Source organism: Streptomyces microflavus, assembly GCF_014650075.1.
Classification (GTDB): domain Bacteria; phylum Actinomycetota; class Actinomycetes; order Streptomycetales; family Streptomycetaceae; genus Streptomyces; species Streptomyces microflavus.
Genome location: NZ_BMUG01000009.1, coordinates 174,673 through 193,476, shown reverse-complemented (window position 1 = coordinate 193,476; position 18,804 = coordinate 174,673). Strand labels below are relative to the sequence as shown.

Annotated in this window: 18 protein-coding genes; 10 read left to right on the top strand and 8 right to left on the bottom strand. The window is 71.9% G+C overall.

What is annotated here, in order from left to right; all coding sequences use genetic code 11:
* The first annotated feature begins 58 nt into the window (after positions 1 to 58).
* A complete protein-coding gene (locus tag IE264_RS26015; RefSeq protein WP_032757714.1) occupies positions 59 to 475 on the top strand; it encodes a hypothetical protein in 417 nt (138 codons plus the stop codon).
* 159 nt (positions 476 to 634) lie between these two features.
* Positions 635 to 1,834: a putative hexosyltransferase gene (locus IE264_RS26010; protein WP_032757715.1), complete on the top strand. Its 1,200-nt coding sequence runs from the start codon at positions 635 to 637 to the stop codon at positions 1,832 to 1,834.
* A 48-nt stretch (positions 1,835 to 1,882) separates the two neighbouring features.
* On the opposite strand, the gene IE264_RS26005 is transcribed toward IE264_RS26010, so the two are convergent.
* Positions 1,883 to 2,281, bottom strand: a complete 399-nt coding sequence (locus IE264_RS26005; RefSeq protein WP_032757716.1) for a DUF192 domain-containing protein — start codon at positions 2,279 to 2,281, stop codon at positions 1,883 to 1,885.
* A 114-nt stretch (positions 2,282 to 2,395) separates the two neighbouring features.
* On the opposite strand from IE264_RS26005, the gene IE264_RS26000 reads away from it, so the two are divergent.
* The 3 genes from IE264_RS26000 (at position 2,396) to IE264_RS25990 (ending at position 4,777) form a co-directional block, all read left to right on the top strand.
* On the top strand, positions 2,396 to 3,277 hold the full coding sequence (locus IE264_RS26000; protein WP_032757717.1) for a prepilin peptidase: 882 nt from the start codon (positions 2,396 to 2,398) through the stop codon (positions 3,275 to 3,277).
* An 83-nt stretch (positions 3,278 to 3,360) separates the two neighbouring features.
* Positions 3,361 to 4,206: a class I SAM-dependent methyltransferase gene (locus IE264_RS25995; protein ID WP_032757718.1), complete on the top strand. Its 846-nt coding sequence runs from the start codon at positions 3,361 to 3,363 to the stop codon at positions 4,204 to 4,206.
* Between the two features lie 127 nt (positions 4,207 to 4,333).
* Positions 4,334 to 4,777, top strand: coding sequence for a hypothetical protein (locus tag IE264_RS25990; protein ID WP_015611039.1), 444 nt, complete (start codon positions 4,334 to 4,336; stop codon positions 4,775 to 4,777).
* Positions 4,778 to 4,910: 133 nt separating this feature from the next.
* Here IE264_RS25990 and IE264_RS25985 read toward each other — a convergent pair whose 3' ends face one another.
* Positions 4,911 to 6,077, bottom strand: coding sequence for a winged helix DNA-binding domain-containing protein (locus IE264_RS25985; RefSeq protein WP_032757719.1), 1,167 nt, complete (start codon positions 6,075 to 6,077; stop codon positions 4,911 to 4,913).
* A gap of 363 nt (positions 6,078 to 6,440) precedes the next feature.
* Positions 6,441 to 7,490 carry an L-glyceraldehyde 3-phosphate reductase gene (gene mgrA / locus IE264_RS25980; protein ID WP_032757720.1) on the bottom strand — a complete coding sequence of 350 codons (1,050 nt, stop codon included), beginning with the start codon at positions 7,488 to 7,490 and terminating at the stop codon, positions 6,441 to 6,443.
* A gap of 218 nt (positions 7,491 to 7,708) precedes the next feature.
* Between mgrA and IE264_RS25975 the strand changes: the two genes are divergently transcribed.
* The 4 genes from IE264_RS25975 (at position 7,709) to IE264_RS25960 (ending at position 12,818) form a co-directional block, all read left to right on the top strand.
* Positions 7,709 to 8,470, top strand: a complete 762-nt coding sequence (locus tag IE264_RS25975; RefSeq protein ID WP_015611042.1) for an isoprenyl transferase — start codon at positions 7,709 to 7,711, stop codon at positions 8,468 to 8,470.
* A 382-nt stretch (positions 8,471 to 8,852) separates the two neighbouring features.
* Positions 8,853 to 10,175, top strand: coding sequence for an RNA 5'-3' helicase PhoH2 (gene phoH2 / locus IE264_RS25970; RefSeq protein ID WP_032757721.1), 1,323 nt, complete (start codon positions 8,853 to 8,855; stop codon positions 10,173 to 10,175).
* 389 nt (positions 10,176 to 10,564) lie between these two features.
* Positions 10,565 to 11,281 (top strand): aggregation-promoting factor C-terminal-like domain-containing protein, encoded by a 717-nt coding sequence (locus IE264_RS25965; RefSeq protein WP_032757722.1) that lies wholly within the window; start codon positions 10,565 to 10,567, stop codon positions 11,279 to 11,281.
* A gap of 121 nt (positions 11,282 to 11,402) precedes the next feature.
* Positions 11,403 to 12,818, top strand: a complete 1,416-nt coding sequence (locus IE264_RS25960; protein ID WP_015611045.1) for an AI-2E family transporter — start codon at positions 11,403 to 11,405, stop codon at positions 12,816 to 12,818.
* Between the two features lie 86 nt (positions 12,819 to 12,904).
* Here the strand turns inward: IE264_RS25960 and IE264_RS25955 are convergent, their stop codons facing one another.
* Together IE264_RS25955 and IE264_RS25950 are read right to left on the bottom strand one after the other, a co-directional pair.
* Complete coding sequence (locus IE264_RS25955) at positions 12,905 to 13,438, bottom strand: alkyl hydroperoxide reductase (RefSeq protein ID WP_015611046.1); 534 nt, start codon at positions 13,436 to 13,438, stop codon at positions 12,905 to 12,907.
* Positions 13,439 to 13,448: 10 nt separating this feature from the next.
* Positions 13,449 to 14,003 carry a peroxiredoxin gene (locus IE264_RS25950; RefSeq protein ID WP_007452441.1) on the bottom strand — a complete coding sequence of 185 codons (555 nt, stop codon included), beginning with the start codon at positions 14,001 to 14,003 and terminating at the stop codon, positions 13,449 to 13,451.
* Between the two features lie 133 nt (positions 14,004 to 14,136).
* On the opposite strand from IE264_RS25950, the gene IE264_RS25945 reads away from it, so the two are divergent.
* Positions 14,137 to 15,126 carry a hydrogen peroxide-inducible genes activator gene (locus tag IE264_RS25945; protein ID WP_078657483.1) on the top strand — a complete coding sequence of 330 codons (990 nt, stop codon included), beginning with the start codon at positions 14,137 to 14,139 and terminating at the stop codon, positions 15,124 to 15,126.
* Between the two features lie 62 nt (positions 15,127 to 15,188).
* Here IE264_RS25945 and IE264_RS25940 read toward each other — a convergent pair whose 3' ends face one another.
* The 3 genes from IE264_RS25940 to IE264_RS25930 are packed head-to-tail and all read right to left on the bottom strand — an operon-like array spanning position 15,189 to position 18,789.
* Positions 15,189 to 17,585 carry an ABC transporter permease gene (locus tag IE264_RS25940; RefSeq protein WP_032757723.1) on the bottom strand — a complete coding sequence of 799 codons (2,397 nt, stop codon included), beginning with the start codon at positions 17,583 to 17,585 and terminating at the stop codon, positions 15,189 to 15,191.
* On the bottom strand, positions 17,582 to 18,268 hold the full coding sequence (locus IE264_RS25935; RefSeq protein ID WP_015611049.1) for an ABC transporter ATP-binding protein: 687 nt from the start codon (positions 18,266 to 18,268) through the stop codon (positions 17,582 to 17,584). The genes IE264_RS25940 and IE264_RS25935 overlap by 4 nt, the downstream gene beginning before the upstream one ends.
* Positions 18,265 to 18,789, bottom strand: coding sequence for a PadR family transcriptional regulator (locus IE264_RS25930; protein WP_015611050.1), 525 nt, complete (start codon positions 18,787 to 18,789; stop codon positions 18,265 to 18,267). Before IE264_RS25930 ends, IE264_RS25935 begins: the two co-directional genes overlap by 4 nt.
* Positions 18,790 to 18,804 lie beyond the last annotated feature (15 nt).

The window sequence follows — 18,804 nt, the reverse complement described above, 5'->3', positions numbered from 1 at the left end:
GGTTCGCCCCGGTGTCCTCCCCACGGCCCCCGTGGGCGGGCGGACGAACCAGAGGGTGATGACGGACGTGCAGACCGCGGAGCAGCTGACACTGACCGACGAGGAGTCCCGGCTCCTGCAGCTGGGACTGATCGAGTGGTGCGGCCCGGCCCGCTCCACGGAGGAGTTCGCCGTGGCCATGGGCTTCGACGGTACGGAGGATCTCCACTACCGGTCGCTGCGGATCCGCGCCGCCCTGATCGCCCACGAGGCGCTGGAGCCGATGGACTGGGCACGGGCCCTCCTCGCCACCGAGCTGGCCTTCGCGAGCGATGTGGTCGGTTCCGGCTACGAGTGGTCCACCACGACCGGCTGGTCCGACGAGACGACCGTGCGCGTCTTACGTTCCACCCAGCTGAAGCTGATCCGCACGGTGGCCCCTCTCGTCGGCCGCACCCTCGGCACCCGCCCGCCCCTCCGCCCGGCGATCAGCTGACGGCGGCCACTGCCCAGGCCGCGACGGCACCCGAGGCCGCGACGGCACCCCAGGCCGGGACGGCACCCGAGGCCGCGACGGCGCTCAGGCCGGGAAGACCGCCAGGCCGTAACGGCACCGAGGGCAGGGCGCCACCCGCCGGAGGACATAATCGGCAATATGTCCGACCACCAGCTCCGTACCCGGACGCCCGGCCCCCCGGCCCTGCACCCCCGTCCCCCCGGCCCCCGGGCGGCCGCCGCTCTCCGGGCCGCCGCCCCCGCGCTCGCGGTCTACGCCGCCGTCCGGGCCCTGGGGCTCCTGGTCTTCTGGGGGGCAGCCCGGAGCTCCGGCAAGGACCCCCTGGCGCGGCTCGGCTGGCGCTGGGACTCCGTCTGGTACCAGCGCATCGCCGAGGACGGGTACGGATACACCGCCACCCTCCCCGACGGCGCCCTCCACTCCGACCTGGCCTTCTTCCCGCTCCTCCCCGCCCTGGAGCGCGGAATCTCCGAGGTGACCCCGCTCACCCTCGGCGGCGCCGGACTCCTGGTCGCCTGGACGGCCGGTCTGCTCGCCGCCTGGGGCATCTTCGCCGTCGGGGCAGAGCTGCACGGGCGGCGTACGGGGGTGGTGCTGGCCGCGCTGTGGGGCGTGTACCCGACGGCGTTCGTCCAGTCGATGGCGTACACGGAGACGCTCTTCACCGCACTGGCCGCCTGGGCGCTGTACGCCGTCCTCAAGGGCCGCTGGCTCGTGGCGGGTGCCCTCTGCGTACTGGCGGGGCTCACCCGGCCCTCGGCCGCCGCCCTCATCGCGGCCCTGGCGATCACCGCCGCCGTCACCCTCGTACGGGAGGTCCGCGCCGGACAGCGGACCGGTCCGGTGCTCCGCCGCAACGCCCGGATGATCGCCGGGGTGGCGCTCGCACCGCTGGGCTGGCTGGCGTACGTGGTGTTCGTCGCCGTGCGCGAAGGCAGCCCGTTCGCGTACTTCGAGGTCCAGGCGCAGTGGGGCAACAGCATCGACGGCGGGCGCGCGCTCGCCGCCTTCATCGCCGGGCTCCCGCTGCCCGCCGCCCTCGGGCTCTGCGCGGCGCTCGGGCTGCTCGGCTGGCTCGTCGTGCTCTGCGTACGGCAGCGGCAGCCGCTGCCCGTCCTCGTCTACGGCATCGCGATCGTCGTCATCTCGCTGATCGGCGCCGGATACTTCGGCTCGCGGCCGCGCCTGATGATGCCCGCCTTCCCGCTGCTCCTCCCGCCCGCCGCCGCTCTGGTACGGCTGCGGAGCAGGGCGCGCACGGCTGCCGTACTCGCGGTACTCGCCTGCGCGTCGGCGGCCTTCGGGGCCTGGACCCTCCTCGGCGCGGGCCCGCCCTGACGGGTGCCGGGGGTGGCCCGCCCTGACGGGTGCCGGGGGCGGGCCGTCCTAGCGGGTGCCGGGTGTGGGCCTTCCCCAGGACGTGCCCGCCGCCCGCAGCTCCACCCGTACGCCCGGCCGCACCCCCCACCGCTCCATCGCCCCCGCCTCCGCCTCCACCACATGGCGGGAGCGCAGCCGGGGCAGGCCGAGCCGGCCGGGCTTCATCGTGCGGACCGCCAGCACGGTGAACTTCCGGTCCAGGTACGCCACATCGATGGCGAACCGCATCCGGAAGGTGTGCACGCTCCCGGCCGGCGTGAGCATCAGCGCCCCGTCGATCCCGTCCCGCCCGAGCAGCCCCCGCGTACGGGCCCGGTACGAGGCCGCTATCCGCAGCGGCACCCCCCGGGCCCCCGCGTCCCCGCCGACCGTCAGCGTCCCCTCGCCATCACGCCAAGTCCTCATGGGCACCGACCGTAGCCCCCGGCGCCGCCGCGCGGGTCCCGAACGGCCCCGAACGCCCGGGAGTGGGCCCCAGGGCCCAAGCCCCCTGTTCCCGCGGCCGATTAGGGTCGTGGTGTGGACCTCGTACTGCTCGCCGTCGCCGCTGTCTGGGGTGGAGTCACCGGACTGCTGATCCCGCGCGCCGCGTACCGGTTCGCCGTCGAACCCGAGGAACCCTGGCGCACCGCGTGCCCGGCCGGGCACGCCTTCACCGGCCCGCTCGGCGGCTGGCTCGGCCCGGCCCGCTGCGCCGCCTGCGGGTCCCGCGCGCAGACCGCCGTGCCGCCGTCCGGAGAGAAGGCCGAGGCGCCCGTCCCGCCGTACGCAGACGAGCGCACCGCTCCCGTTTCGCCGTCCGGAGACGGGGCCGAGGCGCCTGCCCTGCCGTACGGGGACGACCGCCCCGCCCCCGCCCCCTACGCCCCCGGAACCCTCGCGCCCCTGGTCACCGTCCTCGCCTGTACCGTGCTCGCCGCCGCCACGGGGGCCCGGCCCGAGCTCGCCGGCTGGCTGCTGCTGGCGCCCGTCGCCGTGCTCCTCGCCACCGTCGACCGCCGCGTCCACCGGCTGCCCGACCCGCTCACCCTCCCCCTGGCCGCCGCGGCTGTCCTGCTGCTGGGAGGGGCCGCCCTGCTCCCCGGCCACGCCGGATCCTGGACCTCCGCGCTGCTCGGCGGTCTGGCGCTCGGCGGCTTCTACTTCCTGCTCTTCCTCATCAACCCCAACGGCATGGGCTTCGGCGATGTGAAGCTCGCCCTCGCCCTGGGCGTCGCCCTCGGCTGGTACGGCTGGGAGGTGCTGTTCCTGGGCGGGTTCGCCGGGTTCCTGTTCGGCGCGGCGTACGGACTCGGGCTCGTCCTCCTGCGCCGGGCGGGGCGCAGGACGGGCATTCCGTTCGGCCCATTCATGATCGCCGGGGCGCTGACCGGAATCCTGCTGGGGGCCCTGGCGGCCTGAGCCCAGGGCCCGGTCCGCAAGCCGCCCGCGTACGCCCCGGAATCCATTCGCGCCACCCACCTCCGGCCTGACACGATTCCCGTATGTCCGAACAGTCCCCTCCGCCCCCTCCGCCCCCTCCGCCTTCTCCGTCCTCCTCGCCCCTTCCGCCCTTCGCCTCCTCGGCCTCCCGCGACCGGTTCGAGGCCCTCGTCGCCGAGGCCGACGCCGTCTCCGTGGACGGGTGGGACTTCTCCTGGCTGGAGGGACGGGCCACCGAGCAGCGCCCTTCCTGGGGATACGCCCGCGCCATGGCCGACCGGCTCGGGGAGGCCCGCGCCGCGCTCGACATCCAGACCGGCGGCGGCGAGGTGCTGGCCGCCGCGCCCAAGCTGCCGCCGGTCACCGTGGCCACCGAGTCCTGGCCGCCGAACATCGCCCGCGCCACCGCACTCCTGCACCCCCGCGGTGCCGTCGTCGTCGCGGACGCGGACGAGCCGCCGCTGCCCTTCGGCGACGGGGCCTTCGACCTGGTGGTCAGCCGGCATCCGGTGACCACCTGGTGGGAGGAGATCGCCCGGGTGCTCGCCCCCGGCGGCACGTACTTTTCGCAGCAGGTCGGACCGGCCAGCGTCTTCGAGCTCGTCGAGTACTTCCTCGGCCCCCAGCCGCCCGAGGTGCGGGGCGCCCGCGACCCCGAGGACGCGCGCGCCGCCGCCGAGGCGGCCGGGCTGGACGTCGTCGGCCTGCGGCCCGAACGGCTGCGCACCGAGTTCTTCGACATCGGCGCGGTGGTCTACTTCCTCCGCAAGGTGATCTGGATGGTGCCCGGCTTCACCGTCGAGCAGTACCGGCCCCAACTGGCCGCACTGCACCGGCAGATCGAGGAGGATGGCCCGTTCCTCGCCCACACCACACGCTTCCTGATTGAGGCCCGCAAGCCCCTGTGACGTATCGAGAGGTGTCAACCTGCTTACCCCGGACGCCAGTTCAGCTTTGCCCCACAGGCAACGCGATCGTGCGAGCCGCCGTCCTACTCAGTGGGAGCAGGCCCAGCGAGGGAGACGGGGAGCGGCCATGACGGTGGAGAGAGAAGAGTACGGCGGCCCGGCCGGGCGCACCCGGAGCGGCAACTCCGACTGGCTCACGGGCTCCCGGATCACCGCCGTGCACGGGGTCTTCTACCGGCCCGAGGGGCGCGCGGGCGAGCCGGAGGCCGTGGAGTTCGTGATCGACCGGGGCCAGTCCGTCCTGCTCACCTGTACCTCCGACTGGACGTTACGGATCACCCCGGGCACCTGGCCCCTGCTGCCCGACTGGTGCGTACCGGCGAACCAGTGGCAGCACGCTCCACTGACCCAGCTGCCGCCGGTGCCGTACGAGGGCGCCTGGACGGTCGTCGGCACGCTGGAGCGCAGGGACGGCAACGGCGAGGTCCACGAGGCGGTCATCCGGTGCGAGGAGGGGGACTTCGTGGTCGCGGCGGGGGACACACTGGCGGTCCGCTTCCACCGCCACTGAGCCCTCACGCGTACGGTCCCACCGGTGCTGGACCACGTACGCACGCGCCGCCCCCCCGCCACTGAGCCCCCACGCGTGCGGTCCCATCGCCGCCGAGCCACGTACGCATGCGGCCCCCCGCCCACTGAGCCCCCTACGCGTGCGCCCCCACCGTCACCGGCCCCACCGTCAGCTCCGCCCGCCCCTCCATGATCGCCCCCACCCGCTCCACCTCGTCCTCCAGCGCCCGCAGCCGCGCCGTCGGCAGTGGCTCCAGCGGCTCCACCGTCACCGCGATCCGCTTCCCCGAGCGGCGCTGGTGCCAGACCCCCGCGACCGTGCCGTCCACCAGCAGCACCGGGTAGTTCCCCGCCTGCCCGCCCGCGAGCGCCCGCTCGAAGGCCCGGCCGGGGAAGAGCCGCTCGCGGGGCTGCGAGGCGATCGTGAACGCGTCGAAGTAGGGGAGCAGGCGCACTCCCCGTACCGGACCGGCCGGGAAGTCCGTGTCGCCCGCCACCACCCAGGAGGGCCCGGCGTCCTCGAACACCACCTCCTCGATCGCCCCCGACGCGGCCAGCGAGGCGAACAGCCCGTCCGCCCACCGCTTCGGCGCGGCGAGCCACCGGGCGAAGTGGGCCGGGGTGGCCGGACCGTACGCGTACAGGTACCGCTCCACCAGGGCCGCCTGCGCCTGGGGGCCCGGCAGCGGGGTGTACCCGGGGTTGGTGTACGTCGCCCGGCGACCCCGGTTCGGGGCGTAGGCCAGCGCGCCCCGGTGGCCCGCCAGGTGCAGGACCTGCCGCCAGCGCGGCCACATCTGCTGGAACCCGGGCATCACCAGGTCCCCGGCCCACGGCCCGGTCCGGGCGACGACCTCCTCGGAGAGCTCGTCGACCGTGAGCTCCGCCCCGGTCAGCGCCTCCCCGATCGCCGCCACGACCTCCTCCACCTGCCCGGGGGTCATCCGGGTGGCCCTGGGGAACGGGTTCGGGCCCGTCGGTACGGCGGAGAGCGCGCCGGTCCACATCGGCAGGTCCGCCGCCGGCAGGAGGTGGACCGTGCCGCGCGGGCCGAACGTCTTGACCAGGGTCCGGTCGGTCCACAGAGCCGTACGCACGTCCGTGCGCGTCAGGCCCTCGCCGCGCAGCCCCACCGAGAGCTCGGCCGCCGACAGCACCTGGGCGTGCGCGCCGAGCATCGCGCCGGCCGCGTCGGCGGGGGAGACTGCGGGCACCGGACCGCACAGGTGCTGGCGGCCCGACCTCCGGGCGTTCGCCTCGGGCCAGGTCACGGTCACGGTCGCACGGGCTCGGGTCGTCATGGACCGAACCTAGGGCCCCTTCAGGTCAGAACCTGTCCGCAACCGCAGGCGGGGCGTCAAGGCCGCGCCCAGGGGCACCCCCTCGATACCGGGGGCGAATCCGGGCCCGTGAGCGCGGGCCGGAGGGTGCCGGGACTGCCCGCAGCGGAGTCCGGCGAATCCGGAGAGTAGTTGGGGAGTGGCGTGGCACCCGGCAGGACTTATGAAGGGTTATGGTGGAAACCCCCCCTCGGGCCGGTCCGTATCCCCCCCCCCCACGGACCGGCCCGTTTTTTCTGGGCGGCGCCGGCCCCGCCGTGCCGAAGCTCCCCTGACCGGGCGTCAGTGACCGGGCGTGACCGCCCGGATTCAACTGGCCGGGTGTCAGCCCCGCCCGGCCCAGATGTTGGTGCCCTCGGTGTCCACGGCGAAGGTGTCGATCTCCTTCAGCTCCGCCGCCGTCAGAGCCGGCCCCGACAGTGCGGCCACGTTCTCCTCCAGCTGCTTCACGCTCGACGCGCCGATCAGCGCCGACGTCATACGGCTGTCGCGCAGCACCCACGCGATGGCCAGCTGGGCGAGCGACTGGCCGCGGCCCTGCGCGATGTCGTTCAGGCCGCGCAGCCGGCGCAGCACCTCCTCCGAGAGCAGCCCCGGGTCCAGCGACTTGCCCTGGGTGGCGCGCGAGCCCTCCGGGATGCCCGTCAGGTACTTGTTCGTGAGCAGGCCCTGGGCGAGCGGCACGAAGGAGATGCAGCCCATTCCGGCCGTCTCCAGGGTGTCGAGCAGGCCGTCGTCCTCGATCCAGCGGTTGATCATGGAGTAGGACGGCTGGTGGATCAGGGCCGGGACGCCCATCTCCCGGAGCAGCCGGGCCGCCTCGGCGGTCTGCTCCGCGTTGTACGAGGAGACACCCGCGTACAGCGCCTTGCCCTGCCGCACGGCGGACGCCAGGGCGCCCATCGTCTCCTCCAGCGGGGTGTGCGGGTCGAAGCGGTGGGAGTAGAAGATGTCGACGTACTCCAGGCCCATCCGCTTCAGCGAGGCGTCGAGCGAGGACAGCAGGTATTTGCGGGAGCCCCACTCGCCGTACGGGCCGGGGTGCATCAGATAACCGGCCTTGGTGGAAATGACCAGCTCGTCCCGGTACGGGGAGAAATCCTGGGCGAACAGCTTGCCGAAGTTCAGCTCGGCCGAGCCGGGCGGCGGCCCGTAGTTGTTGGCCAGGTCGAAGTGGGTGACCCCGAGATCGAAGGCGCGGCGCAGGATCGCCCGCTGGGAGTCGAGCGTCCGGTCGTCGCCGAAGTTGTGCCACAGGCCCAGCGAGAGGGCGGGCAGCTTGAGGCCGCTGCGTCCGGTGCGGCGGTATTCCATGGAGTCGTAGCGCGTGTCGGCAGCGCGGTAGTAGAGGTCGGGGGAGAGGTAATCAGTCACTTTCCCTCCTTATCACGGAGTTGTGACAGACCGGGTTGGGCCCCCGTGACCCGATCGCAGTAATGTGGCGGCTTCGGGGAATGCCGATGTGCGGCGCGGCTCATGCCCGCGCGGGTCCGTAACGACCGCGCAGCGCTCCCCTGCGGGGGTGGACCCCGGACCCCCGGCGACGGGGAGGGCGGGCCACGGGCCCGTACGGAACCGAGAGGGTGAACTCAGTGAACTTCCGCGACCTGGTGTACAGGCTCTACGCGCGCCGGGTGGAAGGCCGCCTGGACCACGACCAGGTGCCGAAGCACATCGGGGTCATCCTCGACGGCAACCGGCGGTGGGCGAAGGCATCCGGCGGATCGGCCGTACAGGGCCACCAGGCGGGCGCGGACAAGATCTCCGAGCTGCTCGGCTGGTGCAGCGAGACCGATGTCGAGGTCGTCACCCTCTGGATGCTGTCCACGGACAACTTCGACCGGCCCGAGCACGAGCTGAAGCCGCTCCTGGGCATCATCGAGAACACCGTACGCAATCTCGCCGCCGACGGTCGCTGGCGCGTCCACCACGTCGGCACGCTCGACCTGCTGCCCGCCGAGACGCAGCTGGTGCTCAAGGAGGCCGAGCAGTCCACGTCCCACGTCGACGGGATAATCGTGAACGTCGCCGTCGGCTACGGCGGCCGCCAGGAGATCGCGGACGCGGTGCGCTCGCTGCTGCTGGAGCACTCGGAGCGGGGCACGACCTTCGAGGAGCTGGCGGAGATCGTCTCCACCGACCTGATCTCCGAGCACCTCTACACCCGCGGCCAGCCCGACCCCGACCTGGTGATCCGGACGAGCGGCGAGCAGCGCCTGTCGGGGTTCATGCTCTGGCAGAGCGCCCATTCGGAGTACTACTTCTGCGAGGTGTTCTGGCCGGCCTTCCGCAAGGTCGACTTCCTGCGGGCGCTGCGCGACTACGCCGCCCGCCACCGGCGCTACGGGGCCTGAACGGCTCCCTCACCCGTACCACCGGATGACTCCTCTATATAGGGGAGTCATCGCGTATATAGAGGGGTCATCGCGCGTCCACCGGGACTTCTCCACACCGTGTCATATGCAGCGGCATGGCTTCGGGCCGAACAGGGAATACCCCTGACAGGTCGACATCCGGTCACCAACCAGGCGGATGTCGCATCCAAGTGAGCGGCACCCAGTCCGCTCGCCCGGGAGGCCCTTTGCACACGAAGGACCGTAGACAGCCTGCGGCCGACGCGGAGGCCGTGGTCCGGCCCGCGCACAGGGGCCCGATCCCGGTCCGTCCTCTCCCTTCGGGAAGCTCCGCGACCGTTCGTCGCACTCCCCGACCTCGTCCGAGGGGGTACGTCCTTCCGTGGTGACCAGTAGCAAGCGCCGCATGCCCGACAGGCGCACATACGTTCTCGACACCAGCGTCCTGCTGGCCGATCCCGGTGCCATGGCCCGCTTCGACGAGCACGAAGTCGTGCTGCCGATCGTGGTGGTCACGGAGCTGGAGGCCAAACGGCACCATCCGGAGCTCGGATACTTCGCCCGGCAGGCCCTGCGCCTGCTGGACGACTTCCGGATCCGGTACGGCCGGCTGGACGCCCCGATCCCGCTCGGGGATCTGGGCGGGACCCTCCGTGTCGAACTCAACCACTCCGACCCCGGCGTCCTGCCCGCCGGCTACCGGCTGGGGGACAACGACTCACGGATTCTCGCGGTCGCCCGCAACCTCCAGGCGGAGGGATACGACGTCACGGTCGTCTCCAAGGACCTGCCCCTGCGGATCAAGGCCTCCTCGGTCGGCCTCCTCGCCGAGGAGTACCGCGCCGAACTCGCCATCACCGACTCCGGCTGGACCGGAATGACCGAGCTGTCCCTTTCGGGGGAGCAGGTCGACCTGCTCTTCACCGAGGAGACGCTGTACGTCCCCGAGGCCGCCGAGCTGCCCGTCCACACCGGCCTGGTCCTCCAGTCCGAGCGCGGCAAGGCGCTCGGCCGGGTGACCGCCGAGGGCAATGTGCGGCTCGTGCGGGGCGACCGGGAGGCCTTCGGCATCCACGGCCGCAGCGCCGAGCAGCGGATCGCCCTCGACCTGCTGCTCGACGAGGAGGTCGGCATCGTCTCGCTGGGCGGCCGGGCCGGCACCGGCAAGTCGGCCCTCGCCCTCTGCGCCGGACTGGAGGCGGTGCTGGAGCGCCAGCAGCACAAGAAGGTGATGGTCTTCCGCCCGCTGTACGCGGTGGGCGGCCAGGAGCTCGGCTATCTCCCCGGCAGCGAGGCCGAGAAGATGAGCCCCTGGGCACAGGCGGTCTTCGACACCCTGTCGGCGGTCGCCGGGCGCGAGGTCATCGAGGAGGTGCTGGGGCGCGGGATGCTGGAGGTCCTGCCGCTCACCCACATCCGCGGCCGCTCGCTCCACGACGCGTTCGTGATCGTCGACGAGGCGCAGTCACTGGAACGGAACGTCCTGCTGACCGTGTTGTCCCGGATCGGGGCGAATTCACGCGTGGTGCTCACCCATGACGTGGCCCAGCGGGACAACCTCCGGGTCGGCCGGTACGACGGAGTGGTCGCCGTGGTCGAGAAGCTGAAGGGTCATCCGCTCTTCGCCCATGTGACGCTCACGCGTTCGGAGCGTTCCCGGATCGCCGCACTGGTGACCGAAATGCTGGAGGAAGGCCACATCTGACCTGCATGTCCTGTTGATGCCGCCCGGCGAGCCAAGGAGCTTAGCCGGGCGGCATCGTGTTGCGCCGTCATTTCCGTAAAACCGATGGCCCAAACGGGGTGTGACCTTTCCCACGCAACACAGAATTGCCCTGTGGCGTCCCTGTCCGGCAGAGTCTTGCTTCCGTCAGGCCCCGCATACGGCACTTGGGCACCTCCAGAGGCGCCACGCACCACACAACTCAACATGAGACGCCCGTATGCCGCCCGCGAGTACCACGTGGCAACCCCCTCAACGGGGTTGCCCAACGGGCCCGTGCCTCCCGTGACCCACGCAGTAGGGAGGCCAGTGCCAGGGGCACGATTGCGCCCGCGAGGTCACCTAAGCGGACGATGCTGGAAGGACACCATGTGAGCCGGATCTCGGTCCGGGGGTTCGCCGTGGCATCTGCCACCGCGGTCACCACCGTAGGCGCCGTCGTAGGCGTTGCTGCGGGCGGCACACCTGCCGCCGACGACAACAACTTCGAGACGGCCGCAGCCGACACCACGCTGCTCGCAGACATCCCCGCGGGCCAGCAGGCCCAGGTCCAGACCGCTTCGCTGACGCAGCAGGCCGATGCCCAGGCATCCGCCGCCGACGCCGCCGCGAAGAAGTCGGCCGAGGAATCGGCCCGCCTGCAGGCCGCCAAGGACGCCAAGTCCAAGAAGGCGGACGCCGAGGCGAAGGCCGAGGCCAAGCGGCAGGCCGCGGAGAAGGCGAAGAAGGAAGAGGCCGAGCGCGCCAGCCGGTCCTCCGTCCGCGACGCATCCTCGTTCTCCGCCCAGGGCTCCTACAGCGTGGCCGACGTCAAGGCGATGGCCCGTCAGATGGTCCCCGCGGACCAGTTCCAGTGCTTCAGCAACATCGTGAACCACGAGTCGACCTGGAACTACCGCGCGACCAACCCGTCCTCGGGCGCGTACGGACTGATGCAGGCCCTCCCGGGCCACAAGATGTCCTCCGCCGGTGCCGACTGGCAGACCAACCCGGCCACCCAGATCAAGTGGGGCCTCAGCTACATGGACAGCCGCTACGGCTCCCCGTGCGGCGCCTGGTCCTTCTGGCAGGCCAACAACTGGTACTAGGGGCGAACAGTCCCGCCGGAGCCCCCCACCGCGGAACGCGGTGGGGGGCTTTGCGCGTGTACGGTCGCATCCGGCGATCCAGGCAGCGCTGGGGAGCGAAGTTGGGGGAAGGGAAAGAGACATGTCGAAACTGCCGGGCTGGCTGGGCCGCTTCGGGTCCGAACTGACGGAACTGGGCTCACGCCTGGAAGAGCGCCGGGCGCGCGCCGCCGCCGACGACGATTCCCCCGGTGGCACCGGGACGCCCTCGGACGCCCCGGACCCCGGGCAGGTGCCCGCGCCGCCCTCGTACGCCCCCTCCGTCGCCGCCAGGCCCGATCCGGTCGCGGCGATTCCGTGGGGGATGCGGGTCGCGGCCGAGGCGGGCTGGCGGCTGCTCGTCCTCGCAGGGACCCTCTGGGTGCTGATGCAGGTGATCAGCGCGGTGCAGCTGGTCGTCCTCGCCTTCGCCGCCGCGCTGCTCGTCACCGCGATGCTCCAGCCGACCGTCGTCCGGCTCAAGCGGTTCGGGCTGCCGCACGGGCTCGCCACCGCTGTGACGGCCGTGCTCGGGTTCGTGATCATCGGCCTGGTCGGCTGGTTCGTGGTGTGGCAGGTGATGGAGAACCTCGACACGCTCTCCGACCGGGTCCGCGACGGCATCGACGAGTTGAAGCGCTGGCTGCTGGACAGCCCCTTCCACGTCACCGAGTCGCAGATCAACGACATCGCCAAGAACCTCAACGACACCATCGGCACCAACACGGAGGAGATCACCTCCGCCGGGCTCCAAGGCGTCACGGTGATGGTGGAGTTCCTCACCGGCCTGCTGCTGGCGATGTTCTCCACGCTCTTCCTGCTCTATGACGGCAGGCGCATCTGGGAGTGGACGCTGAAGCTGGTGCCCGCCCAGGCCCGTCCCGGGGTCGCCGGCGCCGGCCCGCGCGCCTGGCGGACCCTGACCGCCTACGTACGCGGCACGGTGCTGGTCGCCCTGATCGACGCCATCTTCATCGGCCTCGGCCTGTACTTCCTCAATGTGCCGCTCGCCGTGCCGCTGGCCGTCTTCATCTTCCTGTTCGCCTTCATCCCGCTGATCGGTGCCGTGGTCTCCGGGGCGCTGGCGGTGGTCGTCGCGCTGGTCACCGAGGGCGTGTTCACCGCGCTGATGGTGCTGGTGGTGGTCCTGGCGGTGCAGCAGATCGAGGGCCACATCCTCCAGCCGTTCATCCTCGGCCGTGCCGTGCGCGTCCACCCGCTGGCCGTGGTCCTCGCGGTGGCGACGGGCGGCCTGGTCGCGGGCATCGGCGGTGCGGTGGTCGCCGTACCGCTGGTCGCGGTCACCAATACGGTGGTCGGCTATCTACGGTCCTACGGTGCCCCGCGCGCGGTCGGGGGCCAGCACGGGGCCACCGCGCTGGGGGTCGCCCCGACACCGGCGTCGGCCGCGCGGCAGACGGTTCCGGACGAGCCGGGCGCCGAGCCCGCCACCCCGGTCGCGCCCCCGGAGCCGCCGGCCGGGCGGGACCCGTCGGAGGGCGGGCCGCCGGAGAAGTAGGCGCACGGCGCACGGAGACGAAGAAGAGCCCCGGGGACGGTCGGTCGTCCTCGGGGCTCTTCCCGTATCAGGGGTGGTGCGGGTGACTACTCGGCGAGTACGGCCTCGGCGTCGAGGGTCACACCGACCGCCTGGATCACCGAAGCGATCTTGACGGCTTCCTGGATGGTCTCACGGTCCACGCCGGCCTTGCGGAGCACCTGCTCGTGGGAGTCCAGGCACTGGCCGCAGCCGTTGATCGCGGAGACGGCGAGCGACCACAGCTCGAAGTCGACCTTTTCGACGCCCGGGTTGCCGATGACGTTCATCCGCAGGCCAGCGCGGAGCGTGCCGTACTCCGGGTCCGACAGCAGGTGCCGGGTCCGGTAGAAGACGTTGTTCATCGCCATGATGGCGGCCGCGGACTTCGCCGCGGTGTATGCCTCGGCGGAGAGGTTGGCCTTCGCCTCGGGCTCCAGCTCGCGCAGCACCCGCGGCGAGCGCGAGGCGATCGCGCAGGCCAGCACGGTGCCCCAGAGCTGCTGCTTCGGGAGGTCGCTGTTGCCGATGACCGAACCGAGGTTCAGCTTCAGGTCCTTGGCGAAGTCCGGTACGGCGGACTTGAGTTCATCGAGAGCCATGGGTATCAGCTCACTCGCCCGAGAGGAGCGCGACCGGGTCGAGGGTGTTCTCGCCCTTGGTCCAGTTGCACGGGCACAGCTCGTCGGTCTGCAGGGCGTCGAGGACCCGCAGGACCTCCTTGGGGTTACGGCCCACGGAACCGGCGGTCACCATCGTGAACTGGATCTCGTTGTTCTGGTCGACGATGAAGACGGCGCGCTGGGCGAAGCCGTCCTCGCCCTCGATGCCGAGGTCACGCATGAGCTCGTGCTTCGAGTCGGCCAGCATCGGGAAGGGCAGGTCGGTCAGGTCCGGGTGGTCCTTGCGCCAGGCGTGGTGCACGAACTCGGAGTCACCGGAGAAGCCGAGGACCTGGGCGTCGCGGTCGGCGAACTCCTCGTTCAGCTTGCCGAAGGCAGCGATCTCGGTGGGGCACACGAAGGTGAAGTCCTTCGGCCACGCGAAGACGATCTTCCACTTGCCCTCGTAGGTCTTGTGGTTGATCTGCTCGAACTCCTTGCCGCTCTCCAGCGAAACACAAGCAGTCAGGTCGAACTCGGGGAACTTGTCACCGACAGTGAGCACGCGCTCTCCTTGCAACGTCTGGAAATCCCCTTATGGGAGATTTCCTGAGGGTTGGACGAGATCCACCTTGGCACAGAGTGCATTGATCAGGGAAATAGCTACACTCGGTCGTGATGATCGGAGGTGCCTATCAGTGGCCCAGGGAAAACAGGGCATACGCCCGAAGCAGTCCGGTAAGTCGGCCGCCAAGCAGCCCAGCCTGTCGCAGCTCCGCGCCTTCGCGGCCGTGGCGGAGCATCTGCACTTCCGGGACGCGGCGGCAGCAATCGGGATGAGTCAGCCGGCACTCTCCGGAGCCGTCTCCACTCTGGAGGAGGCACTGGGTGTCCAGCTCATCGAGCGTACGACGCGCAAGGTGCTGCTCTCGCCCGCCGGGGAGCGGCTCGCGGTGCGGGCCGCCACCGTGCTGGAGGCCGTCGCGGCGCTGATGGAGGAGGCGGAGGCGGCCCGCGCGCCGTTCACCGGGGTGCTCCGGCTCGGTGTGATCCCGACCGTCGCCCCCTATCTGCTGCCGACCGTGCTCCGGCTGGTCCACGACCGCTACCCGGACCTCGACCTCCAGGTCCACGAGGAGCAGACCTCCTCCCTGCTGGAGGGGCTCGCCGCCGGACGCCTGGACCTGCTGCTCCTCGCCGTGCCGCTCGGGGTCCCCGGAGTGAGCGAGATCCCCCTCTTCGACGAGGACTTCGTGCTGGTCATGGAGCAGGACCACTGGCTCGGCGGCCGCGCCGATATCCCGCGCGAGGCGCTGCGGCAACTGCCGCTGCTCCTCCTCGACGAGGGCCACTGCCTGCGCGACCAGGCCCTCGACATCTGCCGGGAGGCCGGGCGTACGGAGGGGGCGCCGGTCACCACGACCGCCGCCGGGCTCTCCACCCTCGTCCAGCTGGTGGCGGGCGGGCTCGGCGTGACGCTGCTCCCGCGCACCGCGGTGACGGTGGAGACCGCACGCAACGACGCCCTGGCCACCGGGTACTTCGCCCACCCGGCCCCCACCCGGCGGGTGGCGCTGGCGATGCGGGCCGGGTCGGCGCGGGGCGGCGAGTTCGAGGAGTTCGGCGCCGCGCTGCGCGGGGCGATGAAGCCGCTCCCGGTGCGGGTGGTGGACGCGGCGGAGGGGTGAACGGACGCCGGTGCGGCCGGGAGACCTCCTCCCGGCCGCACCGGCCCGTCCCACTTCTCCGGCTACTCCGTGCGCAGCCCGTCCGGCCGCATCAGCCGCCACAGCGAGGGCAGCGACAACGCCGTCACCAGCAGGATCAGCGCCGCTCCGGCGCCCGCCAGCGGCACGAACAGCCACCAGTCGGAGACGCTCTTCTCGGTCATCCACGCGAGCGTCGCGCCGAGTCCCAGCCCGCCCACGACCGCCACCGCGAGGCCGAGCACCACGGGGACGGCGGTCTGCCACAGGACCGACCAGCCCAGTGTCGTACGCCGGGTGCCGAAGGCGACCAGCACCGACAGCAGCCGCCTGCGCTCGCGCAACTGCTCCAGCTGGGAGACCAGCATCGACGCGGCGATCAGCAGCAGCACCACGGTCGCCCCGACCTGGAGGCCGGTCTGGATGCTGGCGTACTGCCGGTCGCGCTCCACCGAGTCCAGGGTGACGAAGCGCATGCCGGGGTCGATCCTGGCCGCCGTGTTGCGTACGTACTCGGCGACGTCCGGCACGCTCCGGTCGACCCGGATCTGCGCGGTGATCGTCGCGCCGGGCAGCTTGCCCGCGTCGACCGCGCCGGTGGTCGCCATGATCCCCCAGTGCGGGGTGCCCATCGGGTCGGTGCGCCCCGTCACGGTCGGGGAGTCGGCGGGCAGCGTCCACCGAACCGGCTTGCCGCCCCCGGAGCCGATCTCGACCACCTTGCCCTTGCGGGCGGCCTGGTCGACCCAGTGGGACATGTCCTTGTCGTTCTCCGGGTGGACGACGAAGGTGTCCCCGTCCTCGCAGGCGCCGATCCGGGCCAGCTCGCGCAGGGTCTCGCAGGTGCCGATGGTCAGCGAGGTGGTGGGCGGGATGTCGTCCTCGGCGTAGACGCCGGGCTTGGACGCGTACGCCTCCACCGAGCCGATGACCACGTCCACGCCCTTGGTGGCGCGGAACTGCTCGATCGTCGAGGTGGCCGCCGCGCCCGTGACGTTCTCGGAGTACGCGGCGAACTGGGCCCGCGTGGGGTCCTGACCGGTCATCCGGTTGAAGTCGGCGTTCATCGCGGCGAACAGCATCTGCAGGGCGACCGCTCCCGCCACCGCCACCGTGACCCCGCTGACCGCGCGGGACGCGGCCCCGCTGCTCAACTGGAGCCTGCGGGTGGCGAGCTGCCAGGGCACCGGGCCGCCGCGCAGCCGGTTCACACACGCCTCGACCAGCCAGGGCAGCAGCAGGGCGAGCCCGACCAGCACCAGCACGGCGCCGGCCGCGATCGGGAACGGGTTCACCACCTCGTACTTCCCGACCCGGCCCGTGAATCCGAGCACCGCCAGACCGGCGAGCGGCATGAGCAGGCGCCACCAGAGCCGGCGGCCCCGGTCGCGGCCCCGGCGTACGACACCGAGCGGTTCGATCACCACCGAGCGCATCGCGACCAGTGTGACGAGCACGGCGGTGAGCGGCACCGCGACGACGATCAGCAGCGCCAGCAGGGGGTCGGGCACCAGGTCCGCCGGGAACGCGCTGACGTCCCAGATCTCCACCGCACCGACGAACTGCCGCCCCACCAGGAAGAAGACCAGTCCGATCAGCAGCCCGAGGACCGCGCCGAACAGCGCCTCACCGGCGGCGATACGCCGGGTGGTACGGATGTCGGCGCCGACCAGGCGCAGCGCGGCGAGCCTGCGGTCGCGCCGGTCGCCGCCGAAGCGCACGGCGGTGGCGATGAAGATCGCGACCGGTACCAGCAGCACCACGCAGACCATCACGGTCAGCACGACCAGCAGTGCCGGGAGCGGTTCGCCGTCGAGGACGTTCCCGTACCCGGAGATCCGGTGGCCGCCCGAGGCGCGGGTCAGGGTGTCGCTGCCCGCGTAGTAGAGGAGTTCACCGGGGGAGCGCAGCCCGGCGTCACCGATCGTGCCGGTGATCGCGTACGGCAGCCGCTCCCGCAGCAGCTCGTTGCCCGGGGCCGCGAGCAGCTCCTTCAGGGCGGGGGAGACCACCATCTCGTCCGCCTCGGGGAAGCGGGCCACCCCCGGCGGGCGGACGGGTGCCGAACCGTCGGCGCGCATCAGATAGCCCGCCACGGTCCGGTCGTGGTACTCGGTGGTCGCGTTGATCCGCAGCACCGAGCTGTCCGACTTCACGGCGTTGGTGTCGGGCGAGTCGGAGATCCGCGTCTCGCTGCGGGCCGCTTCCCGCGCGGCGCGTTCGTCGAGCAGATGCGGTACGGAGGAGGCGAGCAGCAGCAGCGCGACCCCGAGCCCGACGCCGACCGCCGTCAGCAGCGTACGGATCCAGCCCTCGCGGCCCCCGGCGGCGGCGAACCGGATGCCGAGGCCGAGGTCCCGGAGGGTGGCCGCGGAGCGCGAGGGCGGCCGCGGGCGATGGTGTTCGGCGGCCGGGGCGTCACGGGAGTGGAGCAGCGTCATACGGCGTGCTCCAGGTCGCGGGCCCGGCCGTCGCGCACGGTGACGTCACGGTCGGAGTAGGCGGCGACCCGGGCCTCGTGGGTGACCAGGACGACGGCGACGTTGGACGAGCGGGCGGCCTCGGTGAGCAGCTCCATCACCCGCTCGCCGTTGAGGGAGTCCAGGGCGCCGGTCGGCTCGTCCGCGAAGATCACCTTCGGGGAGCCGGCCAGGGCACGGGCCACGGCGACGCGCTGGCCCTGGCCGCCGGAGACCTCGCCGGGGCGCTTGGCGGCGAGGTCGTCGACCTCCAGGCGCTCCATCCACTCCCGGGCGGTCCGTTCGGCGGCCTTCCGCTTCACACCGTCCAGCCGCAGCGGCAGCGCGACGTTCTCCACACAGGTCAGCTCCGGCACGAGCTGGCCGAACTGGAAGACGAAGCCGAAGTCGCTGCGGCGCAGGGCGCTGCGCTCGGCGTCCGACATCGCGGAGAGCTCGCGGCCCGCGTAGGTGATGGTGCCGGAGTCCGGGGTGATGATCCCGGCCAGGCAGTGCAGCAGGGTCGACTTGCCGGAGCCGGAGGGCCCCATCACGGCGACGACCTCGCCCGGGTGCACGGAGAACGAGGCTCCGTCCAGGGCGGGCGTCGAGCCGTAGGTCTTGCGCAGGTCGTGGGCGGCGAGCAGGGAGCCTTCGGGGATCACGGGGCCACCACCTTGGCGAGCTGGCCGAGCCGGGCGGCGGTCAGTTCCAGCCACCGCAGATCGGCTTCCAGGTGGAACAGGGCGTGGTCGCAGATCAGCTGGTCGGCGAGGTCGCCCTTGCGCTTGCGGTCGGTGAGGATCCGCATCATCCGCAGGTGCTCCGAGCGCTGGGAGTCCAGCAGGTCGGAGGCGCTGCGACCGGTCAGCAGGGCGAGGACGACCTTGGTGTAGAGCGTCGACTGGAGGTACGGCTCCGGCTTCTCGGGCTGCATCAGCCAGCGCGAGACATCGGTGATCCCGGCGTCGGTGATGGCGTACCGCTTGCGCTCGGGCCCCCCTTCGCTCTCGACCCCGTCGACCTCGACGAGTCCGTTCTTCAGGAGCCGGGACATCGTCGAGTAGACCTGGCCGTAGTGGAGCGGGCGGTCCTGGCCGAACTTCTCGTCGAAGGTCCGCTTCAGGTCGTAGCCGTGGCGGGGGCCGGACTCCAGGAGCCCTAGGAGGGTGTGACCGATAGACATGGGAAGCACTGTACA